21 protein-coding genes are annotated in these 25651 nt (G+C 61.4%); 9 read left to right on the top strand and 12 right to left on the bottom strand.

Features of this window, described 5'->3' with window-relative positions:
• Positions 1-10: 10 nt before the first annotated feature.
• Positions 11-1249 (bottom strand): extracellular solute-binding protein, encoded by a 1239-nt coding sequence (locus RLCC275e_RS17310; protein ID WP_033179941.1) that lies wholly within the window; start codon positions 1247-1249, stop codon positions 11-13.
• A gap of 223 nt (positions 1250-1472) precedes the next feature.
• Here RLCC275e_RS17310 and RLCC275e_RS17305 point away from each other — a divergent pair, with 223 nt between their 5' ends.
• The 5 genes from RLCC275e_RS17305 to RLCC275e_RS17285 all read left to right on the top strand — a co-directional run bounded on the left by RLCC275e_RS17305 (position 1473) and on the right by RLCC275e_RS17285 (position 7549).
• The gene (locus tag RLCC275e_RS17305) at positions 1473-2678 is read left to right on the top strand and encodes an ROK family transcriptional regulator (RefSeq protein WP_033179942.1); all 1206 of its coding nucleotides are present in this window, start codon (positions 1473-1475) and stop codon (positions 2676-2678) included.
• A 361-nt stretch (positions 2679-3039) separates the two neighbouring features.
• Positions 3040-4395 (top strand): extracellular solute-binding protein, encoded by a 1356-nt coding sequence (locus RLCC275e_RS17300; protein WP_033179943.1) that lies wholly within the window; start codon positions 3040-3042, stop codon positions 4393-4395.
• Between the two features lie 222 nt (positions 4396-4617).
• Positions 4618-5502, top strand: coding sequence for a carbohydrate ABC transporter permease (locus RLCC275e_RS17295; RefSeq protein ID WP_033179944.1), 885 nt, complete (start codon positions 4618-4620; stop codon positions 5500-5502).
• 10 nt (positions 5503-5512) lie between these two features.
• Positions 5513-6427: an ABC transporter permease subunit gene (locus RLCC275e_RS17290; RefSeq protein WP_033179945.1), complete on the top strand. Its 915-nt coding sequence runs from the start codon at positions 5513-5515 to the stop codon at positions 6425-6427.
• Between the two features lie 12 nt (positions 6428-6439).
• Positions 6440-7549 carry a sn-glycerol-3-phosphate import ATP-binding protein UgpC gene (locus RLCC275e_RS17285; RefSeq protein WP_033179946.1) on the top strand — a complete coding sequence of 370 codons (1110 nt, stop codon included), beginning with the start codon at positions 6440-6442 and terminating at the stop codon, positions 7547-7549.
• Positions 7550-7635: 86 nt separating this feature from the next.
• Here the strand turns inward: RLCC275e_RS17285 and RLCC275e_RS17280 are convergent, their stop codons facing one another.
• Complete coding sequence (locus RLCC275e_RS17280) at positions 7636-8109, bottom strand: cupin domain-containing protein (RefSeq protein ID WP_033179947.1); 474 nt, start codon at positions 8107-8109, stop codon at positions 7636-7638.
• 268 nt (positions 8110-8377) lie between these two features.
• Here RLCC275e_RS17280 and RLCC275e_RS17275 point away from each other — a divergent pair, with 268 nt between their 5' ends.
• On the top strand, positions 8378-8920 hold the full coding sequence (locus RLCC275e_RS17275) for a carboxymuconolactone decarboxylase family protein (protein WP_033179948.1): 543 nt from the start codon (positions 8378-8380) through the stop codon (positions 8918-8920).
• 4 nt (positions 8921-8924) lie between these two features.
• On the opposite strand, the gene RLCC275e_RS17270 is transcribed toward RLCC275e_RS17275, so the two are convergent.
• The 8 genes from RLCC275e_RS17270 to RLCC275e_RS17235 all read right to left on the bottom strand — a co-directional run bounded on the left by RLCC275e_RS17270 (position 8925) and on the right by RLCC275e_RS17235 (position 20964).
• Positions 8925-11027 (bottom strand): beta-galactosidase, encoded by a 2103-nt coding sequence (locus RLCC275e_RS17270; protein ID WP_033179949.1) that lies wholly within the window; start codon positions 11025-11027, stop codon positions 8925-8927.
• 108 nt (positions 11028-11135) lie between these two features.
• The gene (locus RLCC275e_RS17265; protein ID WP_033179950.1) at positions 11136-12011 is read right to left on the bottom strand and encodes a 2-hydroxy-3-oxopropionate reductase; all 876 of its coding nucleotides are present in this window, start codon (positions 12009-12011) and stop codon (positions 11136-11138) included.
• Positions 12008-12802, bottom strand: coding sequence for a 2-oxo-tetronate isomerase (gene otnI / locus RLCC275e_RS17260; RefSeq protein WP_033179951.1), 795 nt, complete (start codon positions 12800-12802; stop codon positions 12008-12010). Before otnI ends, RLCC275e_RS17265 begins: the two co-directional genes overlap by 4 nt.
• 10 nt (positions 12803-12812) lie before the next feature.
• A complete protein-coding gene (locus tag RLCC275e_RS17255; protein WP_033179952.1) occupies positions 12813-14540 on the bottom strand; it encodes an ABC transporter ATP-binding protein in 1728 nt (575 codons plus the stop codon).
• Between the two features lie 10 nt (positions 14541-14550).
• Positions 14551-15741: an ABC transporter permease gene (locus RLCC275e_RS17250; protein ID WP_018481739.1), complete on the bottom strand. Its 1191-nt coding sequence runs from the start codon at positions 15739-15741 to the stop codon at positions 14551-14553.
• Positions 15742-15751: 10 nt separating this feature from the next.
• On the bottom strand, positions 15752-16738 hold the full coding sequence (locus RLCC275e_RS17245; protein ID WP_011653237.1) for an ABC transporter permease: 987 nt from the start codon (positions 16736-16738) through the stop codon (positions 15752-15754).
• A 104-nt stretch (positions 16739-16842) separates the two neighbouring features.
• On the bottom strand, positions 16843-18951 hold the full coding sequence (locus tag RLCC275e_RS17240; RefSeq protein WP_033179953.1) for a family 10 glycosylhydrolase: 2109 nt from the start codon (positions 18949-18951) through the stop codon (positions 16843-16845).
• 87 nt (positions 18952-19038) lie between these two features.
• On the bottom strand, positions 19039-20964 hold the full coding sequence (locus RLCC275e_RS17235; protein ID WP_130678232.1) for an ABC transporter substrate-binding protein: 1926 nt from the start codon (positions 20962-20964) through the stop codon (positions 19039-19041).
• 180 nt (positions 20965-21144) lie between these two features.
• Between RLCC275e_RS17235 and RLCC275e_RS17230 the strand changes: the two genes are divergently transcribed.
• Positions 21145-22164, top strand: coding sequence for a LacI family DNA-binding transcriptional regulator (locus tag RLCC275e_RS17230; protein WP_033179955.1), 1020 nt, complete (start codon positions 21145-21147; stop codon positions 22162-22164).
• On the opposite strand, the gene RLCC275e_RS17225 is transcribed toward RLCC275e_RS17230, so the two are convergent.
• Positions 22161-22931, bottom strand: a complete 771-nt coding sequence (locus tag RLCC275e_RS17225; protein WP_033179956.1) for a TIM barrel protein — start codon at positions 22929-22931, stop codon at positions 22161-22163. The genes RLCC275e_RS17230 and RLCC275e_RS17225 overlap by 4 nt on opposite strands.
• 142 nt (positions 22932-23073) lie before the next feature.
• Between RLCC275e_RS17225 and RLCC275e_RS17220 the strand changes: the two genes are divergently transcribed.
• Positions 23074-23862 carry an SDR family NAD(P)-dependent oxidoreductase gene (locus RLCC275e_RS17220; RefSeq protein ID WP_033179957.1) on the top strand — a complete coding sequence of 263 codons (789 nt, stop codon included), beginning with the start codon at positions 23074-23076 and terminating at the stop codon, positions 23860-23862.
• Between the two features lie 171 nt (positions 23863-24033).
• Positions 24034-24498: an RrF2 family transcriptional regulator gene (locus tag RLCC275e_RS17215; RefSeq protein ID WP_033180647.1), complete on the top strand. Its 465-nt coding sequence runs from the start codon at positions 24034-24036 to the stop codon at positions 24496-24498.
• On the opposite strand, the gene RLCC275e_RS17210 is transcribed toward RLCC275e_RS17215, so the two are convergent.
• Positions 24499-25626 (bottom strand): acyl-CoA dehydrogenase, encoded by a 1128-nt coding sequence (locus RLCC275e_RS17210; protein WP_033179958.1) that lies wholly within the window; start codon positions 25624-25626, stop codon positions 24499-24501. It lies immediately after the preceding gene.
• Positions 25627-25651 lie beyond the last annotated feature (25 nt).

The following is a 25651-nucleotide window of genomic DNA, read 5'->3' as shown; positions in this document are numbered from 1 at the left end:
CATGGCTTAATCAGAGGCCGCTATTGTCGGCCGCCGACTTCAGCGCATCTTCGGGAGAGGACTGGCCGAGCAGCGATTCCTGGATCGCCTGTTGCAGCGCGGTCGAGAGCTCCTGATATTTCGGCGTCGTCGGACGCGGATACATCGCGGCAAGGCCGATCTTGGCGGCGGAGATCAATTCTTCCTGGCCCTTGGTGACGGCCGGATCCTCATAGGAGGACGCCCAGATCGGCAGGCTGAGCTTGGCATAGGCATTCTGCGTCGCCTGCGAGGTCATGAAGGTGATGTATTTCCAGGCCTCATCAGGATGCTTGCTGGCCGAGGTGATGCCGAGGCCCATCGAGCCGTTGACGGCCGAAGCCTCGCTTTTGCCGGCAACACCCGGCGCCGGCACGACGCCGACCTTGCCTGCGACCTTGCTGTCCTTCGGATCGTTGGCCATGTTGTACATGTAGGTCCAGTTCAGCGCGAAGGCGGCATCGCCGTTTTCGAAGACCTTACGGACGTCCTCTTCGAGGAATTCCTTGGAGTTCGGATTGGTGAGGCCCGAGGAATAGCTGGAGACCATGTATTTCAGTGCATCGAGGCCACCGCCGGTCTGGAAGGCCGGCTTGCCGTCCTTCAGGAAATCGCCGCCATAGGCGCTGACGAGCGTGGTGTAATCGCAGATCGCGGCTTCGGCCTGCGACCAGCTCCAGGCGATCGGCGTGGCGAGCAGGCCCTTGTCCTTGATGGTCTTTGCCTGTTCGGTCAGCTCGTCCCAGGTCTTGGGCGGAGTCTTGATGCCGGCCTTTTCGAGGATCTCCTTGTTGTAGAACAGGTATTTGGTGTCGAGGATCCACGGCATGCCGTAATATTTGCTATCATATTGCACGGTGGTCCAGGCTCCCGGCAGCACACCTTTCTTCATCTCGTCGGTGACGCGAGAGGAGACGTCGACCAGCACCTTGTTGCTGGCGTATTCTGCCGGCCAGATGACGTCGAAGAGGACAACGTCGTAACCGCCGCCGGAACCCTGCGCCAGCACCGTCTTGTCGTGCAGGCCTTCATAGGGAACGAATTCGAGATTGACCTTGATATCGGGGTTCGCCTTGGCGAAGGCGTCGGTCATGGCGCGTACATCGGCCTCGCTATAGGCGGCCTGGGCCATGAAAAGCGCGTTCAGCGTCGTTTCGGCGAAAGCATGCGGCGCAAGGGATGCGCCGATCAAGGCCGCACCGAGAAGCGTCTTGTTAAAGGATTTCAGCATTGCAGCCTCCAGTTTTTGACATTTACGCATTGCCGAGGGCGGTTCTCCGCCATCGGTGTTCGAGTAAGCACGCGCGGAAAGCGTGCCGGTTCGTCGTCTCGGTGCGTCGTTGGAGCCGTTGCCCGCCTCCTGCGTTCCCTGGAACTCTCCGGTTCCTCATTAAGTCAAGTGTCTTGACTTATTACTTCTTCAACATTCTATTGGAGTCAAGAGGGAATTGCACATGAATGACAGCCGCCCGATCCGGGCCAAGAGCGGCACCAATCACGAAGGCACCAGCGCACATAACCGGCGCGTGATGATCGATGCCCTAAGGATCAACGGCGCGCTTTCACGCGCCGATCTGGCGCGGGCGACGCGGCTGACCAAGCAGACGGTGTCCAATATCATCGAGGAACTCGAGCGCGACGGTCTCGTCAGTTCGCAGGAGGCGGTGAGAAGGGGCAGGGGCCAGCCCTCGACACCCTACGGCCTAGTGCCCGAGGGCGCCTTTGCGATCGGCCTGCAGATTGACCGGCATGTGACGCGGGCGGTCGCCGTCGATCTCGTCGGCAGTGTTCTCGTGCGTGATGAGGCTGGCCTACCACCTGGAGGTCCGTCGAACGGGACGAAGGTCATTCTCGATCTCGTCGCCGGCGTACGCTCAAAGCTTGCCGGGATCGTCCAGCAGTCGGAAAAGCGGCTGGTCGGCCTCGGCGCCGCCATGCCCGGGCCCTTCGGGGTTTCCGGCAGCGGCGACGATCCGTGGATGATGGAAGCCTGGCAGAAATTTCCGTTGTTGGAAACGTTGACCGCCGGCACCGGGCTCGATGTCGGCCTGCAGAACGATGCGGCGGCAGCGGCGACCGCCGAGCGCATGGTGGGAGTTGCCCATGGCCTCGACCACGCCGTCTGCCTCTTCGTCGGCTATGGCATCGGCGCCGGCCTCATTCTGAACGGCGAACTCTACCGCGGCACCAACGGCAATGCCGGCGAGATCGGCATGGCGCTGCTGTTTGCCGACGGCAAATCGACGCCGCTCGAACATCGTGCCTCGCTCGCCTCGCTCTATCAGCATCTATCGGTCGATCCCGCCGATCCTCATCTCCACGCGCGCATCAACGACCTTGCCTTGAGAGGCGATCAAAGCATCGACGCCTGGGTCGAGGCGGCGGCTGTGGACCTGCGCTGGAGCATCCATCTCATCGAGACGCTGTTTGATCCGCAGACCGTGATCCTCTGCGGCAGCGCGCCGGAAGCGCTGGTGAACAGGTTGATTGCGACAATCGGCCCATTGCTGCCTTCGATCGCCGAACGTAGTGGCCGGACGCTGCCGCGCCTGCAGTCCGGCATGGCCGATCCCTGGTCGGTGGCGCTTGGCGCTGCCGCCGGACCGATCAGCCGTGCATTCGACCCGCGTTTTGCTGCAATTTTGAAGGACTGCCTTTGATTTTGCGGCTGAAACCGAGCGTTGCACAGCAGTGCAACGGCAAAATGCGGCGGTTTTGCAAAGTTTCGTTCCGGCTGGACACACGAATAAAGGCGCTCTTTTCCAATATAATTGAACATTAAACGAGTTCTAAAATTGCGTTTATTTTAATGTAGATATATAGTATTTCAAATACATTTGAGATCTCTACAAAATTCTTTTAAATATTTCCCGGAATGTTACGAATAATGATTGTATGACTGCTTTGTGACAACTGGAATTGGAACATTTCATGTCATGTAATATTCATTGGCGGCGGCAATTTCAACCAGCTAATAGGGCGTGCGCTGAAAGTGCGCGTCCTTTTACGTTCGAGGTTCTCATGCAAGCCAAGCTTCTCGGCGCCGTTGGCGCCCTTCTCGCTACAGCGTTTCTTGCTGGTCCCGCTGCCGCCGCCGATAAGACCAAGATCGACTTCTGGTTCGGCAATTCCGGTGACATCGCAAAGCGTGTCCAGGAGCAGTGCGATCGCTTCAACCAGTCGCAGGCCGACTACGAAATCGTCTGCACCAGCCAGGGCAGCTATGACGCGTCCCTGCAGAACACCATTGCTGCCTTCCGCGCCGGCAAGCAGCCGACCATCGCCCAGGTCTCCGACGCCGGCACCCTCGACATCATGCTCTCCGGCGCCTACTACCCGGCGAACAAGCTGATGACGGACATGGGCTACACCGTCGACTGGAAGGACTACTTCTCCGGGATCTCCGGCTACTACGCGACATCGAAGGGCGAGATGTACTCCTTCCCCTTCAACTCCTCGACCGCTCTTCTCTACTGGAACAAGGACGCCTTCGCCAAGATCGGCAAGGATCATGCTCCGGCAACCTGGAAGGAAGCAGGCGAGGACCTCAAGGCTCTGAAGGATGCAGGCTATGCTTGCCCACTCGGCTTTGACATCTCCAACAATGAAGTCTGGCAGTACATCGAGCAGTTCGAAGCCGTCAACGGCGAAGCGATCGCCACGAAGAAGAACGGCTTTGAAGGTCTGGACGCCGAGCTGGTGTTCAACAAGAACCCGCTTCTCGTCAGCTACGTCAAGGATCTCAAGTCCTGGTATGACGACAAGCTTGTCGTCATCAAGAACAAGGCTGTCGGCCAGACCTTCGTCGAAGCCTTTGCCGCTGGCGATTGCCAGGTCATCCTGACCTCGGTCGGCGACCACGGCAATGTCGGCCGCACCGCCAAGCAAGGCATGAACTGGGACGTTGCCATGCTCCCGACCTACGGCGACGCAACCCGTCACAGCTCTTATGTCGGCGGCGCTTCGCTCTGGGTTCTGCAGGGTCACTCCGACGCCGAATACAAGGCTGCCGCTGCCTTCTTCAACTTCATCGCAAAGCCGGAAGAGGCTCTTACCTGGTCGACCGTTACCGGCTACATCCCGGTTCGCAACTCCGGTTTCGAATATCTGAATAAGCAGGGCTTCTACGGCAAGGCGCCTTATGCCGGCCGCGAACTCGCCATTCAGAGTCTGACCGCATCGCCCGCTGGCGATGCGGCTCCGCAGGGCATCCGCCTCGGTGGCCTGCTGCAGGTCCGCACCGAAATCGCCAATGGTCTGCAGGCAATCTTCGTCAACAATGCCGATGTCCAGGCTTCGCTCGACAGTGCTGCCGAACGCGGCAATACGCTGCTCCGTCGCTTCCAGCAGACCTACAAGAACGTTCAGCTCCCCTGATCGCTTGGATAATGAGACGCACCCGGCCCGCGTTTTGCGCGCCGGGTGCGTCTTTGTAAGTCTCCAATTGTCGCGGATGCGGACTCGCCGCGCGCGCCTAAAGCGCGCCGCAATCTTTCAGGTTCGCTCCTCGCGCTTTAGATCTATATTTTGACGCATGTTGCTACAGCAAAACTGCTGCGCGACATGCTTTAAACCAAACCAGGACGAAAACGACCACTCATGGAAAAGCGCGTCACTTTCTCCTCGACGACGATCGGACTGCTCTTCGCATTTCCGATGCTGTTGCTGATCTTCGTCTTCTTCTACTGGCCGAGTGCGCAGGCGCTCTATTGGGCGTTCACGCTCGAGCAGCCATGGGGCGGCGGTAATGCCTGGGTCGGTTTCGACAATTTCAGACAGTTGCTCACCGACCCTGTTTATTGGGACTCGATCACCCGCAGCATGATCTTCGGCTTCAGCTCGACGGCCATTGCCATGGGGCTGGCGCTGATCCTGGCGCTTTTGACAGATCGTGAACTGCGCGGCCACAAAGTCTACCGGTCGGTCTTCATCTGGCCTTACGCAATTGCCGCTCCCGCTCTCGGCCTCGCCTTCCGCTTCATCCTGGCACCGGAGGCTGGCCTTCTGTCTGTTATCAACCACGTCTGGCCCGGCCTCTGGAATCCCGCGCTCGACGGCAAGGACGCGATGATCGCGGTCGTCGTCGCCTTCTCCTGGAAATATATCGGCTACAACTTCATCTTCTTCCTCTCGGCGCTGCAAGGCATTCCGCGCTCGCTGATCGAGGCCGCCGCAATGGACGGTTCGGGGCCGATGCGCCGTATCTGGGATATCCAGCTGCCCCTGCTGACGCCGACGCTGTTCTTCCTGCTCGTCATCAACATCACCGAGAGCTTCCAGGATTCCTTCGGTATCGTCGACATCATGACGCAGGGCGGCCCGGCGCGTGCCACCGAGCTCATGGTCTACAAGATCTATTTCGACGGCTTCAGAGGTCTCGACTATTCGGGCGCTGCAGCGCAGTCCATCATCCTGATGGTGCTCGTCGTCCTACTCACCATCTTCCAGTTCCGCTTCATCGAGCGGCGCGTGCACTACAAGTGAGGTCGCGGACATGATCGAACGCACGCCGATATTCAACTTCATCTGCTATAGCCTTCTCGCGCTCGGCATGGTGATCGCGCTTTTACCTTTCGCCGTCGTCATCATCGCGTCGACGCTTGATCTGGAGACGGTCAATCGCGTGCCGCTGCCGCTAACGCCGGGCTCGCATTTCTGGGAAAACGCTGAGACCGCCTGGGTTCGCGCCGATCTCGGCAACAAGCTGTTCCACAGCATCATCTTCGCCGCAACCGTCGGCGCCGGCAAGGTCACGCTGTCTTCCATGGCAGCCTTCTCGATCGTCTACTTCCGCTTCCGTGGCCGGTATGTGACTTTCTGGATCATCTTCATCACGCTGATGCTGCCGCTGGAAGTCCGCATCGTGCCGACCTATTCGATCGCGGCCAACGCCCTGCAGCCTTTCCAGACGATCCTCGACGTCACCGGCATAAGCTGGCTCGTTGCGCAGATCACCGGCATCCAGATCAAGCTCGAATGGGGCCTGCTGAATTCCTATCCCGGTCTCGTTCTGCCGCTGGTTGCAACCGCGACCGGCACCTTCCTCTACCGGCAGTTCTACCTGACGGTCCCGGACGAGCTTGCCGAAGCCTCGAAGATGGACGGATCGGGCCCGGTTCGATTCTTCTGGGATATCCTGCTGCCGCTTTCACGGCCGAATATGATCGCGCTCTTCACCATCATGTTCGTCTGGGCCTGGAACCAGTATCTCTGGCCGCTGCTGATCACCACCGATCCGAATTTCGGCATCGCCGTGACGCAGCTCAAGACCCTCATCCCATCTGAATTCGGTCTGCCCGACTGGAACGTCGCCATGGCCGGAACCCTGATCATTATGTCGCCGCCATTGATCCTCGTCATTCTGATGCAGCGCTGGTTCGTACGCGGCCTTATCTCCACCGAGAAGTGAAGGAGTACTCCCTTGGCACCGATCTCCATTCGTGGCGTGAAGAAAAACTACGGCAAGACCCCCGTCGTTCACGGCGTCGATCTCGACATCCAGTCGGGTGAGTTCATCGTCATCCTCGGCCCGTCCGGCTGCGGAAAGTCCACGCTGCTGCGCATGATCGCCGGCCTCGAGGAAATAACCGGTGGTGAAATCGCCATTGACGGCCGCGTCGTCAACCAGCTGGAGCCGCGCGAGCGCGGCTGTGCCATGGTGTTCCAGAACTATGCGCTTTATCCGCATATGAGCGTTGCCGAGAATATTGGCTATGCATTGAAGGTGGCCGGTGTCTCGAAGGCAGAGCGGAGCCGGCGCATCGGCGAGGTCGCCAAGGCGCTCAGCCTCGAACCCTTCCTCGAACGCCGGCCGGCCGCTCTTTCCGGCGGTCAGCGCCAGCGCGTCGCCATGGGGCGGGCGATGATCCGCGAGCCGAAGGTATTCCTCTTCGACGAGCCGCTGTCGAACCTCGACGCCAAGCTGCGCATTGCCATGCGCGCCGAAATCCGCCGCTTGCACCGCCGCCTCGGCGCCACTTCGATCTTCGTCACGCATGACCAGACCGAAGCGATGACGCTGGCCGACCGGCTGGTGGTGATGAACGGCGGCAGGGTGGAGCAGGTCGGCACGCCGGAAGAGGTCTATCATCATCCGGTCTCGCGCTTCGTTGCGGGCTTCGTCGGCACGCCGGCGATGAACCTGCTCGAGGGCACGATCAATGACGAGGGCGTCTTCGTCTACGATCAGAGCCGCAAGGTGGCGCTGCCACGCGAGCGCGCCGCACCGCTGAAAGGCAAACGCGTCGTGCTCGGCATGCGTGCCGAGGCCGCCCGGCTGGTGGCCCCGGATGCGCCAGGCGCCCTTGTCGCAACGGCCGACTTCATCGAAGAGCTCGGCGCCAGCCGCATCGTTCACGCCGATTTCGATGGGCTGCCCTTTGCCGTGGCGCTGACCGAGGCCGTGAAGGTGAAGTCGGGCGATCCGATCGGCATCGCGATCGATTACGACCAGATCCACCTCTATGCCGCCGATACCGGCCGGATCATCGAGAACGCTGTTATGAGCGGCGCAGGCGCCGTCCACGCCTAAAGCGGTCTGCGACGATCCTTTGCGATGATCTTGGCAGAGCGTTCGGCGGCTGAGGATGTCAGCCGCTTGCTCGACGGTGAATTGCTCTATCCGTGGATCGGGTCGATCCACGCGACGTCTTCCGGCTTTTCGACCGGCTCGATGTCGAGGTTGACGACGACCGGTTCCTGACCTGATCGGACGAGCACGCATTCCAGCGTCTCGTCGCGGCTGGCGTTGATCTCCTGATGCGGCACATAGGGCGGAACATAGATGAAGTCGCCGGGGCCGGCCTCGGCGGTATATTCCAGATGCTCGCCCCAGCGCATGCGGGCCTTTCCCTTGACCACGTAGATGATGCTTTCGAGATCGCCGTGATGATGGGCGCCGGTCTTGGCGTTGGCATGGATCGTCACCGTGCCGGCCCAGATCTTCTCGGCGCCGGCGCGCGCATTGTTGATCGCGGTCGCGCGATTCATGCCCGGCGTCTGCGCGGTGTTTGGATCGAGCGAATTGCCGGGTATGACCTTGACGCCATGTTCCCGCCAGTCGACATGATGATGCTCGTGGTCGCCACTCATGTCTTGCCTCCAGCTTCTATTTGATCAGTCTAGGCGGGAGCCGGGCAGCGGCCAAGTGGATTCGTCGCTGCCCGGCGGTTTCATCAGTGCGGCTGCAAGCGGCGCCGATGAGCCGCTGGATGCTGATATATCTGATTGGCACGAACATGCCGGCTGGTCGCCTCAGGCGGAATAGTTTTTGTCGAAAGCCGGAAAAGCTAGACGAAGTTGGACTGCACAATATGTCGGCACCTCGATAGCTTCTTTGCACAACGAAAGAGCCGAGCCGATGAGCCACCTTCCGCAGATCGATTACGACACCGCTTCGGAAGAGGTTCGTGCGGCGCATGACGAGGAAGTCAGGCTGCGCGGTCGCATGACCAACATGAAGCGGACGCTACTGCACTCGCCGGCCGCCCATCGTATCTATGCCGAATGGTTTACTCTGCGGGCCGAGCTCGCTCCCGCCATCAGCGACCGGGAAATCTGGATCTTCTCGCATGCGATCTCGAAGGCGGCGAAATCTAAGATCGCCATCACCTTCTTTCGCCGGGCGCTGATCAACAACGGCTTCGATCCCGACGTGCTGGAGCTTTCCGAAGAGGAGGCGCTGCTGGACGCTTTCGGTAAGGCGATCGTTACCGATTCCAGCGCCGTTCCCGCCGAAATCTGGGCGAAGCTGAAACAGCGCTACGAAACCAAGGTGCTCGTCGATCTCATCGCCTTTGCCGGCATCATGCTTGCCACCGCCGTCTTCAACAATGTCGTCGAGGTCGATTTCGACCCCGAGCTTGAAGCTTTTGCCGAAGGCAACAGTTCATCCGCATCCTGAAGTTTCAGCTATCGAGCGGCAGGATCAGCACATCGCGCGGCGGCACCTCGATGCCACTATTGCCGATATAGTCGATCGGCCAGACTGCCTGGCTTTGCGCAAGCGCTCCTTCGGCTAGCGTCACCTCGGTCTTCTGCGCCGTTCTCGTCGGATTGACGAGCCAGAGGAAGCTGCCCTTTTCCCCCTCGTGGATACGGGCGAAGAGTGCGGCATTCGACAGCGTCACATGCCGTTTCTTTCCACTCCATGCCAGCAACTCGGCGAAGAAAGCGCCATTCGCCTTCCCCTGCGTGCGGTAATAGGCGACGGAAGGATTGGTGCCGATCAGCAGCGTGCGGCCCTTGCCGTAGGTATTTTCGACGACGGCAAGACGGCCGTCGGTGAAGTGGCCGCGTCCCGTTCCGCCGGTCAGCCGATAAGACTGCAGGAAGCCGCCACCGTCGACCGCCGCGCCGTCCAGATCGAAATGGATGCGGTCGCCGATATCGGGCATGAATTCGACTTCCTCCTCGCGCGCGCCGAAGACCTCGTCGAGGCCCATGTTCGGCTGGACGGTGCCGACATGGCCGCGATCGCCGAAATAGCCGGGGCATGCCTCGGCAATCAGCGTGCCGCCGTTTTCGACCCAGGCTTTCAGGCGTTTCGCCTGTTCCGATGTGAACATGATCGGATAGGGGAAATAAAGGAAGTCATAGGCCGCGATGTCGTCGATATGCACCCAGTCCGGCTGCACGCCGTTTTCGAGGAAGGCGCGATAGGCCCCCCACATGGCCTCGGGATAGGGTTTCTCCTTGCGGTCGTGGTTCAGGAGGTAATCGAATTCCTGCGTTTCGCGAACGACGAGGATGCCGACCTCGCCGCGCAAGGGCTTTGCCTCCCAGAGGGGAGCCTGCGCCTTGTCATTTGCCCATTTCGCCATGGCGCTTGCCATGTCGGAGCGCGGCGTGCGCGAGCCGTCCATGCCGTAGGAGCCGAAAGCGCCGAAGAGCGGACCGTCGAGCAGCGGGCGCCAGCGCAGATTGATCACGCCGCGGGCGCCGCCGGCAAGCGAGGTCATACTCCAGAGGCGGATATCCTCGGGCTCGACGACGCGGCCATCCTCCTTGTCGCGGCCGATCACCTGCGGCTGCAGCCAGAGCGGCCCGCCCTGGCGTTCGGCATGCCAGAACGGCTTGCCGCGGGCGGCGGCGCGGTTGATGTCGACGCCGTACCAGTTCTTCCAGGCTTCCGACCCCTTGCGGGCCTGGATCCAGGTGAAGCCATAGACCTCGACCTTGGAGGCGGCGAGCCAGTCGTCGCAGCCGTTGGCAGCCATGTTGGGAATTGCGCCCGATATGCCGTGGGCGGCGATGGTGTTCTTCTGGTCGACGGCGCGGATCGTGTCGATGCGCCACTGCATCTGATCGTAGAAATTGTCACGTTTGAACTGCAGCCAGTCGATGCATTCGGGATAGGGCGCCATGTGCACCGGCGGCTCGATATCGTCCCATTCGGCATAGCTGTAGCGGTACCAGGCTTTTGCCAGAACCTTCAGGCTGCCGTATTTCTTTTCCAGCCATTTGCGGAAGGCCGATTTGGCATAGGGGCTGTAATCGACATCGGCGGAATAGTTGCACTCGTTCCAGACGTCATAGCCATAGATCGCCGGATGATCCTTATAGCGGGTGGCAAGCGCAGTCAGGAACTTGCCCGCCGCTTCCTTCACTTCGGGGCAGTTCAGCGTCAGGGCGCCGGCGCCGCCACCATTGTTGGAGAAACCGCCGGTCGCCGACGAGACGCCCATATAGGAACCGAGTTTGGTGCCGTCGGCATTAACCTGCAATGCATGAGCGTATTTGCGCACCGCCCAGTCGGGCACCGCATGGATCAACTCGGCGATAACGGTCCTGATGCCGTTTGCGGCGGCAAGGTCCATCTGACGATCATATTCCTCCCAGTCGTAGACGCCGGGGGCGGTTTCGATCGCGCTCCACATGAACCAGTGGCGGAAGATGTTGAGGCCGTCTTGCCCTGCGGTGGCGTAGTCGCGTTCCCAATCTTCGCGGGGCGGGTTGGACTTGCGGAAATAGACGGCGCCGTAGGGCAATTGGATATCTTTGTTGAGCATTGTCCTGTCCTTCTCTATCGATGTCCGGACATGGCTTCGCCGTCCGGAAAGAAGGCTCCGGCGGTCGGCAATCGAAGATGTCGTCCGGCTGTTCTAAAAAGCGTTGATCTAGCGCGGTCCTCCGGCGAGGAGTTCCAGGGTGCGGATGAGGGCGGAATGGTCGCGTTCGCCGTCGCCATTGGCGATCGCGGCATTCATCAGCTGCTGCGTGGCGGCCGTGTTCGGCAGCGACAGATCGAGTGCGCGGGCGGCATCGACGGCAAGCGTCATGTCCTTGCGATGCAGGCGGATGCGAAAGCCTGGCTCGAAGGTCTCCTTGACCATGCGCTCGCCGTGCACTTCGAGGATGCGCGAGGCGGCAAAGCCGCCCATCAGTGCTGCGCGCACCTTTTCCGGATCGGCGCCGGCCTTCCTGGCAAAGAGCAGTGCTTCGGCAACCGCCTCGATCGTCAGGCCGACGATAATCTGGTTGGCGACCTTGGCCGTCTGCCCGTCGCCGCTACCGCCGACATGGGTGATGTTCTTACCCATCTTCTCGAAAAGCGGCTTGGCGCGTTCGAAAATCTGCTCCTTGCCGCCGACCATGATCGTCAGCGAAGCGGCCTTGGCGCCAACCTCACCGCCGGAAACCGGGGCATCGAGATAATCGCAGCCGAGTGCCTCGATGCGCTTGGCGAAAGTCTTGGTGGCGACCGGCGAGATCGAGCTCATGTCGATAACCAGCTTGCCCTGGGAAAGGCCGGCGGCGACGCCGTCTTCGCCGAACAGAACCGCCTCGACATCTGATGTATCCGGCAGCATCAGGATGACGATGTCGGAAGCGTGCGCCACCGCCCTGGCGCTTGTTGCGGCTTTGCCGCCCTTGTCGACAAGATGCTGCGAGGTTTCCTTCACGCGGCTCAGATGCAGTGTGTGGCTGGCGTCGATCAGGTGTTCCGCCATCGGGCGGCCCATGACGCCCAGTCCTATAAATCCGATGTTCATGCTGTCCTCGCTGACGTCAGATAAGGTTTCATCCAGCCGAGGCCTTCGCTGGTGCCGGATTTCGGCTTGTACTCGCAACCCACCCAGCCGTCGTAGCCGAGGCGATCGAGCTCGGAGAGGATGAAACTGTAATTGATCTCACCGGTGCCGGGTTCGCTCCGGCCGGGATTGTCAGCGATCTGGACATGGGCAATCTTCTCCTTCAGCCGGATGAAGGTGGGGATCAGGTCGCCCTGCATGATCTGCATGTGGTAGAAATCATACTGGATGTAGAGATTGTCCGAGCCGACCCGGTCGAGAATGCGTTCGGCATCAGCGGTGGTCGACAGGAAGAAGCCGGGAATATCGCGCAGATTGATCGGCTCGACCAACAGCCTGACGGCGGCGTCGGCACAACGCTTTGCAGCATATTTCAGATTGTCGACCAGCACATTTTCCAGCGTTTGAAGGTTCGCACCCTTCGGTACCAGGCCGGAGATGACATTCACCTGTGGGCAATCGAGCGCTGCGGCATAGTCGAGAGCCTGCGCGACCCCGTTGCGGAACTCCTCTACGCGCCCCGGCAGACAGGCGATGCCGCGCTCGCCGCCGGCCCAGTCGCCTGATGGCACGTTGAAGAGCGCCTGTTTCAGGCCGCTCGCCTTCAGCGCCTCAGCGACCTTCTCCTTCGGTTCGGCATAGGGGCCGAGATATTCGAGGGCGCCGAAGCCGTCCTTTGCGGCTGCCTTGAAACGGTCGAGAAAGGGCAGGTCCTGGTAGAGGAAGGAAAGGTTGGCGGAAAATTTTGGCACGGGATCGTCCTTAAATATTGGCAGGCGCGACGAAACGATGCCGGTGCAGCATGCGCTTGTCGCGGGGGTCGGGATTGGGAACGGCGGATATGAGGCTCTTGGTATAGGCCTCCTCGGGAGCGGTGCAGATCTGTTCGGCCTCGCCGAGTTCGACGATTTTGCCGCGATGCATGACGGCGACGCGATCGCAGAAATAACGCACAACCGAAATGTCGTGCGAAATGAAGATGAAGCTCAGGTTCAGCCGTTGGCGAATATCGAGCAGCAGGTCGAGGATCTGGCTGCGGATGGAGACGTCGAGTGCCGACGTTGCCTCGTCGGCGATGATGATGCGCGGATCGAGCGCAAGGGCGCGGGCGATGCCGATGCGCTGGCGCTGGCCGCCGGAGAAGGCATGCGGATAACGCTCCATGCCCATCGGATCGAGGCCGACCAGACGCATCAGCTCGGCGACGCGTTCCTCCAGCGCCTTGCCCTTGGCCAGCCCGTTGACAACAAGCGGATCGCCGATCACCTCCTTGACGGTCATGCGCGGATTGAGCGAGGCGAAGGGGTCCTGGAAGACCAGACGGACTTCGCGGTGGAAGGTGCGGAGTTCGCGCTTGGTGAGTTTCGTGACGTCGATCTCGCTACCGTCCTTGCCGCGATAGCTGATGCTGCCCGATGTCGGCTCGACGGTGCGCAGGATGAGCCGGCCGAGCGTCGTCTTGCCGGAACCGCTTTCACCGACAATGCCGAGGTTTTCGCCGGGATAGAGATCGAAGCTGGCGTCGTCGACGGCGCGCAGCGTATTGGCCTTGCCGTGCCAACCGTAGATCTTGCCAAGATTGCGGACGGACAGGATCGGCTGCGGCGCATCCGGCGACAGCGCCACGGCCGGCAGCCGCCCTTCGACATGGTGGGTCAGCTTGACCGTCGAGGCCAGCAGTTGGCGGGTATAGGGATGCTCGGCGGCATGGTAAATCGCATCCACCGGTCCGTGCTCGACGATGCGACCGAAGCGCATGACGGCAACATCATCAGCCACTTCTGCGACGATCCCCATGTCATGGGTGATGAGCAGCATGGCCATCCCGCGTTCGACCTGCAACCGCTTGATCAGGTCAAGGATTTCGGCCTGGGTGGTGACGTCGAGCGCCGTCGTCGGTTCGTCGGCGATGAGAATGTCGGGATTGCCGGCAAGTGCCATGGCGATCATGGCGCGCTGGCGCATGCCGCCGGAGAACTCGAAGGTGTAGCGGTCGGCCATCTTGTCCGGGTTCGGAATTTCGACCTGGCGCAGCAGTTCGATGGTCCTTTCGCGGGCGGCACGCTGATCGAGATTGCTGTGCAGGCGCACGGCCTCGATGATCTGCGAGCCAATGGTATGGACCGGTGACAGCGAGCTCATCGGCTCCTGGAAGATCAGGCCGATACGACGGCCGCGGATGGCGCGCATCGCCCGGTCTGACGGTTTCAGCGCGGCGATATCGGTGATGCCGTTACTCCCGGTGACCCCGTCGCCGTTGTTGAGCAGGATGCGGCCGGAAACGATGCTGCCGGGGCTGTCGACGATCTGCAGGAGCGAGCGGGCGGTGACGCTCTTACCGGAGCCGCTTTCGCCGACGAGACAGAGCGTCTGACCGCGTTTCAGCTCGAAGCTGACATTTTCGACGGCGTGCAGGATGTGGGTGCGCAGCCTGAAATCGATCGAAAGGTTTTCGACGGAGAGAACGACGTCGTCTGAAAGATCGGTCATGGTTTCCTCCTCAATTGTCGTAGGGGTCGGCGGCATCGCGGAGGCCGTCGCCGAAGAAATTGAAGGACAGGACGGCGACGACGACCGCGAGCGACGGCCAGATCAACAGCCACGGCGCGGTCGCGACGGTGCGGATGTTCTGGGCGTCCTGCAGCAGCACGCCCCAGCTGACGACCGGTGGTTTGAGACCGATGCCGAGGAAGGAAAGCGAGGTTTCGGCGACGATCATGGTCGGCACGGCCAGTGTCACGACCGCAAGGATGTGGCTCGTCAGCGACGGCAGGATGTGGCGGAAGATCAGCCGTGCTTCGCTCGATCCGTCGAGCCGGGCGGCGACGACGAAATCCTCGCTGCGCAGCGCCAGGAACCTGCCGCGCACCTCTCGCGCGAGGCTGGTCCAGCCGAGCAGCGAGACGATAATCGTTATAACGAAATAGACATTGACCGGCGACCATGTCAGCGGGATCGCCGCCGCCAGGCCGAGCCATAGGGGGATGGTCGGCATGGCGCTGACGACCTCGATGACGCGCTGGATCAGCGTATCGACCCAGCCGCCGTAGAAGCCGGAGATGGATCCGAGCACGACGCCCAGGATCAGCGACATGGCGACGCCGACGAGGCCGATCGACATGGATACGCGGGTGCCGTAGACGAGGCGCGAGAAGACGTCGCGGCCGAGCCGGTCGGCACCGAGCAGATACATCGGGTCGTTCTGGTTGAGGGGGCCGATCAGGTGGCGGTTCATCGGGATCAGGCCCCAGAGATCGTAGGCCGCGCCTTTGACGAAGAAGCCGATCGGGACGACCTTGGTGTCGTCGACGACGAAGGTGCGGCGCAGCGCCACCTTGTCGATCTCGACCTTGTAGCCCTTCACATGGAAATTGAACTCCGAGCTGCCGTCCGGTTTTTCGACGAAGAAGCTGAAGCCCTGCGGCGGAGCATAGGTATATTGCGGCCGCGAGGTCATCGGCAAAGCCGGTGCCAGGAATTCGGCGAAGAGACCGACCAGATAGAGGAAGAGAATGATTGCCCCGGCCACCATCGCCACCTTCTGGCGGACCAGTTTGCCGGCGACCAGCCGCCAGGGGCCGATCGCGGCGGTCGAGACGGTCTTGCCCTGTTTCAGCGGGCTGATCGAGGGGCCATCGGCAACAGTGTGAAGCGGACCAGCGTGGTTTCCGAAGGTTTCGTGCGTGCTCATCGCATTCCCCTCAATTGAACCGGATGCGCGGATCGAGCAGCGCCAGCAGCAGATCCGACAGCAGCATGCCGACAAGGGTCAGCGCGCTCAAAAGCAGGATGAAACTGCCGGCGAGATACATGTCCTGCGAGATCAGCGCGCGGAAAAGCAGGGGACCTGCGGTCGGAAGGTTCAGCACGATGGCGGTGATCGTCACGCCGGAGACGAGATGCGGCAGCACCCAGCCGATCGCCGAGACGAAGGGATTGAGGGCGATTCTGACCGGATATTTCAAGATGACCTTGTATTCCGGCAGTCCCTTGGCGCGGGCGGTGACGACATAGGGCTTATGCAGTTCGTCGGTCAGGTTGGCGCGCAGGATGCGGATCATCGCTGCCGTTCCGGATGCGCCGATGATGATGATCGGGATCCAGAGATGGGCGAGGAAATCGCCGACCTTGGCGAGGCTCCAGGGCGCCTCGGCATATTCCGGCGAGATCAGCCCGCCGACGCTCTGGCCGAGATATTTATAGGCGACGTACATCAGCGTCAGCGCCAGGATGAAGTTCGGCACGGCAAGGCCGATGAAGCCGAGAAAGGTGAAGACGTGGTCGCCGATGGAGTGGCGGCGGACAGCGGAATAGATGCCGATCGGCAAAGCCACGATCCAGACGAAGAGCAGGCTCAAGAGCGAGATTACTAGCGTCGAGCCCATGCGCGCCCAGATCAGCCCGGAGACGGGCTGGCCCCACTCGAAGGAGTAGCCGAAGTCGCCGCGGCTGACGATGCCCCAGATCCATTTCAGATATTGCACATAGAAGGGGTCGTCGAAGCCGTAGATTTCCTTCAGCCGCTCGATCTGCGCGGGATCGACGGTCTGGCCGCTGTCGCTCATGGTGGCGATCATCGACGTCAGATAGTCACCCGGCGGCAGCTGAATGATCAGGAACGAGATCAGCGACATGCCAAACAAGGTCGGGATCATGTAGAGCACGCGCTTGAAGATATAGCCAAGCATCGAAACGTTTCTCCTCCCGTCGGGAACGCTGTGACGCGCTTCCCCCGGATCTTCACCCGCCTTCGGCCCTCCAGGCCGAAAGCGCTCCTTCGTCGCGTATCACCTCATTTCCAGGTGAGATGCAGGACCTCCAGCCGATCGATACCAGGCACCTCCACCTGGGCGCGGCCATTCCCGAAGCTGAAGCTTGCGGCGCGGTCGGCTACGACGAGCCATGCCTTCGCCACCGATCGGCCCTCCGGAATCTCCACCGAAACGGTCTGCGCTGCCAGGGGGTAATTGTCGCGGATCGGACCTTTCATCATCATCGGATTGTTGAGGTTGAAGAGGCTGAGCGCCAGGCCCTCACCGTTTTCGCGCAACGCCAGATCGACGACGCCCTTGCCTTTGACGGTGACGCGCGGCGTCTTGCCGAGTGCCCAATGGACGGCGTTGGCGATGAGACGGGCGTGGTCAACGGCAAAGACCTCCCAGAAGATCTCGCCGATATTCCAGGGAATATAGACCGTGCGGCCACCCTTGCCGGTTTCGCGGGCGATGACGGCAGCACCTTTCGGCTCTTCACGCGGATAGACCTCTTCCATCGGCAGATCGGGAAAATCGGGGACATAGAGGAAGGGCGTCTTGGCATCGGCCGACGGTTCGGCGTGGATCAGGCGGGTGCCGCCCATGATGCGTTCGGCGCCGTCGAAATCCCGATTGATCGGGTGATCGCCGGAAAGGGCGACATAGGTGTTCTTGACGATGCCGCGCGGGCCGGAGACGTATCTGGCGCCGAGCACGTCGGCCAGGCCGAAGTCGGCACGCCTCTTGCCGAATTCGTCACGCAGCGAGGTCTCATAAGAGGCAATCACGCTGCCGCCACCATCGACATAGGCGCGGATCGCGGCGTTCTGCGCATCCGAAAGGCAGGAGGCGTTGGCGAGAATGATCAGCTTGAAGCGATCGAGGTTTTCCTCGGTCAGCACCTGGTCCGAGAGCAGCTCGAAGGGCAGCCGGGCTTCGACGAGGGCGTGATAGAGACCGAGATCGTGCTTCTCGGCGGAATGCCGCTCTTCCGGCGCCCAGTGGCGCAGCGTTGTCGATGGATCGATGACGGCGATTTCAGCGGTCGGCTTCATGCTTTCCAGCACCGGCTCTACGGCTGCCTGCAGGCCGAAGGCGTCGGCCACCGGCTCGACCCAGCGTTTGTCGGGCACGACACCGTTGAACTTGGTGAACCAGGCGTAGAGGCCGTGGGCGGTGCCGTCATTGATCCAGAGCTGCATCTCCTCACCCGAGGTGACGGCATCCTTCCAGCGATATTCCTCCTCTGGGCCGATCGAGGTGATCAGCACGACCGGGCGGTCGGGGAAGGTGGCGCGGATGCGCTTGCCGTTGCGGCCAGCCGACCAGCCGAGCTCGAGGCCCTTGCGGCCCTGATGGTCGACGACGAGGAAGGGGCAGTGCCTGGCGATGACCGAGAGGTCGAATTCCATCAGCGACGCGCCGCCCATGTTCGGAATGAAGCTCGCATGCGGGCGGATCGCTTTGACGGCATCGTCCCATTGCGCGATCATGTCTGTCAGCACGCGGCGGCGCCATTGCACCCAAGCCTGCCAGGCCGGATCCTCGGCATCGGGTTTTACCGGCAGGGCGTGGCCGGACATATCCTTGAAGCGGCGGGCGCTGTCTTCGCTATAATCGACGCCGTGGCCCTGCCAGCGATTGGCGAAGACCGCATCGATATCGTATTTGCGGACGATCTCCTTGACCACCTCAGGCATGAAGATGCTGTTGTAGTCGCCATAGGCATTGGTGACCCAGACATCGGGATAGGCCCAGTGGCGGCGCGGCGTGCCGTCGGCATTGATCATCACCCATTCCGGATGGGCTTTGGCGGCATCGTCATGGATCGCATGCGGGTCGACGCGGGCCATGACATGCATGTCGAGCTTGCGGGCGGCGTCGACGAGCGCGCCGAAGATATCCTTGTCGCCGAGATATTTGCTCACATAGTGGTAGGGCACGTCGCTCGGATAATAGGCGATATAGCCGCCGGCGCTGAGGCAGACCGCGTTCGATTTGGTGCGTTTGAAGACATCGATCCAGAATGCCGGGTCGTATTTCTCCGGGTCGTCTTCCACGAAGGTCAGCTGGGTCCATCGGGTCGCGGTCTTGAACCAGTCCGGCGTCCTCAGCGTGTGGGTGTTCTGTTTTCTGGCGTCGAGCATCGTCTTCATCCAATCATTGGCAAAAGAAGGGCCTCGGCGCCAACCGGAGAGGCCGGCGCCTGGTATGGCTCATGAGGTTGAAGGCCATCAGGCCTTGTAGAACTGCTCCGGCATGGTCGGAGCGGGCGTCGGCCAGCCGAAGGAGTTCGGCATGATCTTGGTGATGTTCTTCATGTTATTCTTGACGATGCCGTAGCCATCAGGCGGCAGCGAGATGCCGAAGACATAAAAATTGTCGGCGGCGCCTTGCAGGATCTGCTTCATGACCTCGCGCTGGCCTGATGCGTCGGAGGTCGCCTTCAGCTTGTCGTAGAGCGCAAGCTGGTTCTTCGTGCTTTCCGGCGGTTCCTCGGCATTGGCATTGGCGCGGTCGCGATACCAGAGCTGCCAAGCCGGGGCATACATGGCGTTGGCATCGGTCGGCACGTAATAGCGCGGGTCGAGCATGGCAGCGACGCCGCCATTTGCGCCGAACTGGTGGGCGGTTGCGTCGAAATCACGGCCCTGGCGGACGCGCGTCTCCCAGAGCGAACGGTCCATCGAGCGCATCTGCGCATCGATGCCGACCGCCTGGAACATCGGAATGACAAGTTGGAAGAGATCGAGGAAGACGGCGCGCGCCTGGTCGATCTCGAAGATGATCGTCAGGCGGCGGCCTTTTTCGTCGAGGCGGAAGTTCTGGTCGTCGCGCTTCGGCACGAGCTGGTCGAGCATGGCATTCGCCTTGTCGACGTCATAGGCCGTGAACTGCGTGGCGAGCTGCTCGTTGTAAAGCGGATCTTCCTTCTTGATCGACGGCTGAGCAGGTGCGCCCTGGCCAACGAGCACCGCATCGATCAGCGACTGCCGGTCGAGTGCTGTCGAGAGTGCCGCGCGGAAATCCTTGTTTCGGAAGAGCTTCCGCTTGGTCTCGTCATTGTGGTTCAGGTTGAAGATGAAATTCATCACATTGGCTTCGGTCGAGGTCAGTGTGTAGAAATCATAGCCGCCCTGCTCACGCGCATCGTAGAGAACCGACTTGTTGTTCGGTGTGGCGATATACTGGTCCATCAGGTCGACTTCGCCCTGCATGGCCTTCAGCAATAGAACCTGCGGGTCGGCGACCATCTGGTAGACGATACGGTCCATATAGGGCAGCTGGTTGCCCTCGGTGTCGACCTTCCAATAGTAGGGATTGCGCTCGGCAACGGCGCGTTCGGTGTTTTCGCCGGGCGCTATCGTGAACATCCAGGCATGGACGCAGGGCTTCTTCGAGGAGTTGAGGAAGAAGGCATTGTCGTCCTGGAAACCGGCGGCAGCTTGGAAGGAGGCGATCCAGCTTTCGAAGCCGCGTTGCTTGGCGAGTTCATCGGCCTTCGGATTGTGGTCGATGTGGAACTGCTCCAGATAATGCTTCGGCGTGCGCGTCGTCTGGTCGTTGTTTGCCCAGGCGACCTGCAGCGGGAACAGGCCGTTCGGCTTGTCGAAGATGACCTTGAAGGTCTGTTCGTCGACGATCTCCAGCTTGGCCGGCTTGCCGCCAGACTTCCAATGATCCTGACCGACGAAGGCGACGCGCTTGTCGGTGAAAACGGTGTCGTACCAGAACTTGATGTCGGCGGTGGTGTAGGGATGGCCGTCCGACCATTTCATGCCCTTGCGCAGGCGGATCGTATAGACCTTGGAGTCGGCATCGCCCTCGAAGGACTCGGCGACGTTCAACGTCACGCCAGACCAGTCGGGCGTATAGCGCAGCAGCGGCTCGTAGGCCTGGTAGCGGAACAGCATCGACAGCGACCCGCCGCCGACCAGCGCCATGTTCCAGTCGCCGCCGTATTTGCCGACGCTTTCGACTGGTTTGACGACGAGCGGATTTTCAGGAAGCCGGTCCTTCAGACCCGGCAGGGCGCCGCTCGACACCTTCGTTTTCAGAATATCCGCTTCCTTGAAGTCAGCGGCGAAAACCGGCAGGGCCGGCAATATCAGGGCGGCCGACGTCCCGGCCAGAAACGCACGTCGTTTCAGCTTGATCATAGGGGATCTCCTCCAAAAACCGTGCCCTTATTCATTATTTTGCTATTGGGCTTGGGATGAGGGAAAGATTACATTTGGATATTGTTAGGTAAAGCGTTATGTTTTCGTTAGTGCGAAAATTTGCTTTTGGGATGCGGTTGATATAGCCAGCGTCCCATCAACCGAATGTAGGGGTGCCAGGTGGGAAGCAGAGGCCGGGTTACATTGCAGACCATCGCAAGGGAGGTCGGCCTGTCGAAATATGCGGTGTCGCGCTCGCTTGCCGGCAAGAGCGGCGTCAGCGAGGAAACGCGCGCGCTGATCCGCGAGACGGCGCAGCGCCTTGGCTATACCAAGCCCGCTGGGCAGGGTGGTGCGGGCGAGGTCGCGGTTGTCTTTCACGATCTCGATGCCGTTAACAGTGAGCTCTATATGCAAGTGCAGAACGGTGTGCAGCGCGAGGCTCATCTGCTTGGTATGACGCTGCGGGTACGCTGGACCCATGATTCGGGCCAGTTGGAAGAGCTGGCGCGCACCTGCGACGGGCTGATGCTCGTCGGTCCGCATGCCCGTGAGGCAGTGGCGGCGGTGAGTGCCACCGGCGTTCCGATCGTGCGTTTCGGCTGGGTCGATGCGCTCGAACAGATCGACCATGTGGGTGGCACCGACCATGAGGCAGGGCAGGCGGTGGTGGAGTATCTGGTCGGGCTCGGCCATCGGTCCATTGTTTACGTCTATGGCATGCCGGGCCTGCGGGGACGCCAAGAGCGGCACTACGGCGCCCGCGAAGTCGCCGAACGTTATCCTGACGTTGCGCTTCATGTTATGCAGTTCGACGAAGAGAATGGCTTCAGAGCGGCCTTCCGAGCGCTCGTGGAAAAAGGCATCCAGCCGACGGCTTTTTTCTGCGCCCATGACGGGCTGGCACTGACCGTGGTTTCCGAGTTGCTCGGTCAGGGATACCGCATTCCCGACGATATTTCGGTCGTCGGGTTCGGCGACTACTCGCCCGCAACGCAGATCTCGCCGGCGCTGACGACGGTGAGGATGGAGGGGCAGGAATGCGGGGCGGTCGGGCTGCGGCTCTTGCTCGAGCGCATCGAGAATCCACGCCTGCCCGGAATGCCGGCGCGGCGCATCATGATTGCCTCCCGCATTATCGAGCGCCGCTCGGCCGGACCCTGCAAGGCGGCGGCGAGCGTCGATGCCGCCGAGGTTTAACCGCCGAGCGAAGCAATCGCAGCCTTGACTGCGTCCGCGCCGGACTTGGTCGGCCGGTATTCCAGACCGACGGCGCCGTCGTAACCGTTGGCAAAGATCCAGCCGAGGCGTCGGGCAAGGTCGATATCGCCGGAGCCCGGTTCGTTGCGGCCGGGGTGATCGGCGACATGGACGTGGATGATACGGTCGAGACGGCCGTTCAGTACCTCCTCGGTGCGCTCGTCCATCACGGCGGAATGGTAGATGTCGTAGACGATACCGATCTCGGGGCGAGCGACGTCATCGATGATGTCGAGACCTTCGCGGGTCGAATCGAGGAAATAGCCGACATGGTCGATGCGGATGTTGAGCGGCTCGACGCCGAGGCGGACACCGCTGCCTTTGAGGATATCGGCGCCGGCTCTCAGCGTTTCGGTGAGTGCCCTGCGCTGTTCTTTGCGGGTCAAGCCTGGGAGATCGTCGCCCGCCTGGGCAATCAGCACTGGCGCGCCGAGACGCTTCGCGACACTGACGGATTCGGCAAGGCCTTTCAGCCAGGCCTGCCGGTTGGCGGCGTCGGTCAGCGCGATCATCGGTTCGGCGACGAGGCTGGTGACGGCAAGGCCGGTTTCCTTCAGCGCCGCCTCGATTGCGTCCAGATCCTTGTCGGTCCAGCGCCAGAATTCGATCGCCGTCAGGCCGGCCGCATGGGCGCGGCGGATGCGATCGGGAAAGCTGTCGCCCTCTTCGGCAAACAGCCACTCTATGCAGGCTGAATAACGTCGCATGAAAACTCCTCCCATCCTGTTGATGCAGGCATGCGACAGATTGGAGACTGCCGCAAGAGGAGTTCAGGCGCTTGACGCCCGGGTTCATTGGCGGAACACTCGGCAATCAGGCCGGAATCTCCGGCCGTTTGCGGAGGAAGACATGGATCTCGGATTGAAGGGAAAGATTGCCGTCATAACAGGTGCGTCGGTCGGCATCGGGCTGGCAATCGCCGAAGGACTGGCGGCTGAGGGCGCCGACCTCGTGCTGGCAGCGCGCGGCGGCGAACGGCTCGAGGCGGAAGCCGCCCGTATCGCCAAGACGTACGGCGTCAGCGCCACCGCTGTCGCGGCCGATGTGGCGACGGTTGCGGGAACCGAGGCGATCATTGCGGCGGCGGCCGAAAAAGGCGGCGCCGATATCCTCATCAACAATGCCGGCACCGGCTCGAACGAGACGGTGATGGAGGCGCCCGACGAGAAGTGGCAGGACTATTGGGACTTGCATGTGATGGCCGCCGTGCGGCTGGCGCGCGGCATCGCGCCGCAGATGAAGGAGCGCGGCGGCGGTGTGATCCTGCACAACGCCTCGATCTGTGCCGTTCAACCACTCTGGTACGAGCCGATCTACAATGTCAGCAAGTCGGCGCTGATGATGTTTTCGAAGACGCTCTCGACCGAGCTCATCAAGGACAATATCCGTGTCAACTGCGTCAATGCCGGTCTGATCCTGACGCCCGACTGGATCAAGACCGCAAAACAATTGACGGCCGAGACTGGCGGGAACTGGGAAGGCTACCTGCAGAGCGTCGCCAATGAGCACGCCGCCTCTAAACGCTTCGGCACGCCGGAGGAACTGGCAAACGTCTTCGTCTTCCTGAGTTCAGAGCGCGCGAGCTATTGCATCGGCTCGACCTATTTCGTCGATGGCGGCATGCTGAAGACGATCTGACCGAGACGGCAGGGCGCGCGGCGGCCGGTCTTTCTCGATGCTGCCGGCGTTTCTGTGGACGTTGCCGATACAAGCTATAAATAATAGCTATTTTGTTGTATGTTCACGCTTTTGACGCTATTTGCCTGCTATTGGCAGGATAAATACTGCAATTTCTACAGGGCGACGACGATGTTGACGAAAAAGGGAAAATACGGGCTGAAGGCGCTGGTCGACTTGGCGCGGCTGGCGCCGGGCGAGACTGCCTTCATCAATGACATCGCGGCCCGCAACAATATCCCGAAGAAGTTTCTCGATACGATCCTGCTGGAACTGCGCAATGTCGGCATCCTGCGCTCTAAAAAGGGACCGGGCGGCGGCTATTCTTTGTCGCGGCCGGCAACTGAAATCCGCATCGGCCATGTCATTCGCACGCTTGACGGGCCGTTGGCGCCGATCCGCTGCGCCAGCCGTACGGCTTACGAGGCCTGCGACGACTGCGCCGATCCCGAGACCTGTCAGGTGCGGCGCTCGATGACCGATGTTCGGGACGCGATCGCCGCCATTCTCGACAACATGACTCTCGAGCAATTCGTCGCCGATGGCGGCAGCATCGACGGCGCCAAGGAAGAATTCCCGATCTCCGCCGCCAGCTGATTAGGCGCCGCCGGCCTTCGACATATATTCGCCCGCGGTGTGCACCAGCTTATCCCGCGGCAGCGATAGCGCATGAATGCGGGCATTGCGCCAATGGCGGTCGAGATTGAGGCCGATGCCGGCCGATGTTTCCCCTGCAAGTTCGAACAACGCGTTTGCGGTGGCAAGCGCCGTTTCCCCGGCAAGGATTGCGGCCGCCGAGGCGGAAAAATGCGCGTCCGCCATCGCAGCCTCCACAGGATTGACCTGGGCAGTGTCGAGTTTGCGGCCAGCCCGTTCCAAGGCGGCCGCCGCCATTTCGATACGGATGGCGCGTTCGCCGATCCGGGGAAGGACGCTGGTGCTGCGATCGCCAATTGCGATCATGAGGTCGCTCCATGCGGCCCGGGCGATGCCCAGGCTGACGCCCGCCTTGAGCAGCAGACCGAGCGAGATGGCGGTCGAATGTCCGGACGAGGGGGCAGGGGCAATCGCATCGGCATTGACATGAAGCGTGGCGACGATCGCCGTCGCCGAGCCATTGGTGCGCTGGCCGAAGCCGTCCCAATCGTCGACCACCTGCACGCCTTCCTCAGCGCGTGCGAGATAGAGCGTCACCGGGCGGCTGGGCGGGGCGGTGGCGGCAGCGGCGATCCAGTCGGCGAAGAGTATACCGGGCACTTGGCGCGTGCGCCCGCTCAGGCGGTAGCCCGGACCTTCGGCGGTCAGTTCGGCCCCGTCGGTGAAGGCGGCGCCGGCGAAGCGGTCGCCGAGCAGCACGCGGGCAAACAGCGATGCCTTCAAATCCTCGGCAGCCTGGGTGCGGAGCGTTTCCAGCGCAGAAAAATGACTTTCCAGCGTCTCGCCGATCGAAGCATCGCCCTCGGCGATGATTGCAACGATTTCGGCAAGCAGGGCGTTCGACATATCGAGCCCTTCATGGTCTGGCGGAACAGCAATTGCCGTCAGCCCCGATACCGACAGCGCGTCAAGCTCGGCAAAGGGCAGGATGCGGTTGATATCCCGTTCGCTCGCCTGATGCCGGAATGCGGCGGCGAGGTCGCGGGCCGTGGATATCGCCTCCTCTTCGCTTTCGATGCGATGCGCGGGTGGCCTCAGGCTCTGATGAAACTGCGATACCGTTCCCATCGGTCACTCTTTTCTCTATGGATAT

Source organism: Rhizobium brockwellii, assembly GCF_000769405.2.
Lineage (GTDB): Bacteria > Pseudomonadota > Alphaproteobacteria > Rhizobiales > Rhizobiaceae > Rhizobium > Rhizobium brockwellii.
Note: the sequence above shows the minus strand (reverse complement) of the source record. Positions and strands in the feature narration are given on the sequence as shown.